The sequence below is a fragment of the Methylobacterium sp. WL116 genome, assembly GCF_008039455.1.
Classification (GTDB): Bacteria; Pseudomonadota; Alphaproteobacteria; order Rhizobiales; family Beijerinckiaceae; genus Methylobacterium.
The window spans coordinates 1-882 of the sequence record NZ_VRUV01000955.1 but is presented as its reverse complement, the minus strand read 5'-3'; the positions used below and the strand labels follow the sequence as shown (position 1 = coordinate 882).

The 882-nt window shown below is 74.6% G+C and carries 2 pseudogenes; one reads left to right on the top strand and one right to left on the bottom strand.

Annotation, left to right across the window (positions count from 1 at the left end):
* Positions 1-551, bottom strand: a pseudogene (locus FV223_RS28730) (hypothetical protein); the annotation flags it as partial.
* Between FV223_RS28730 and FV223_RS28725 the strand changes: the two are divergent.
* Positions 538-726 (top strand): annotated as a pseudogene (locus tag FV223_RS28725) (23S rRNA (pseudouridine(1915)-N(3))-methyltransferase RlmH); the annotation flags it as partial. The pseudogenes FV223_RS28730 and FV223_RS28725 sit on opposite strands and share 14 nt — an antisense overlap.
* Positions 727-882 lie beyond the last annotated feature (156 nt).

The window sequence follows — 882 nt, the reverse complement described above, 5'->3', positions numbered from 1 at the left end:
AGGCGCTGCTGCTCGCGCGCCCAGCCGGCGAGGTCGTTCTGCAGGCCCTGCCGGTCGGCGGCGATGAGGCCGCGCAGGCGCACGAGCTCGGCGAGGTCGGCGGCCAGCGTGTCCACCTCGCCGCGCATCTCGGGCACGATCGCCCCGAGCAGCATCGAGGTGCGGATCACCGCCAGAACGTCTTCCGGGTTGACCAGCACCGCCGGCGGCGGGCGCCGGCCCATGCGCTGGAGCGCCGCCAGGATCTCGGCGATCACCCCGCGGCGGGCCTCGAGCGAGCGGCGGATGGCGGCCTCGCTGCCCGACAGCGTCTTGAGGCGCTCCTCCAGGCGGCTCATCCGGTCCTCGGTGGCCTGGGACTGCCGGCCGGCATCGAGGAGCGCCGCGTCGAGCTTGGCCCGGTCGCCGCCGATGCTGGCGATCTCGGACTCGAACTGCGCCTTGGCGCCCACGCTCGCGGCGAGCGCATCCTGCACCCGCTTGAGGTTGTCCGCGCGGCGGTCGCGCTCGTCGATGGCGCGCTGGATGCGCTCGGCCCTGGTGGTCGCCATCGGCGGGGCCGACGGGCTCGATGCCGCCGTCCGGGCCCGGGCCGACCTCACCCTGTCCTTCGGTGCCGCGACGCTGCCTCACGGCATCGTGCGCGTGCTGGCGCTCGAGCAGCTCTACCGTGCCCTCACGATCCTGGCGGGCCACCCGTATCATCGCGGCGATCCCGACGGGTGAAGGCCTCGCGTGCGCCGCAATGCTGGATGAGACCTGCGGTGATGAACGGAGCCGGCAAACGCACGCCATGACGCTGGTCCTCACGAGGCTGGTCGCCACGGGCGTCCTCGCCGCAGCCCTCGCCGCCCTGCCCGCGGCCCGTCCGCGGGCCCAGGA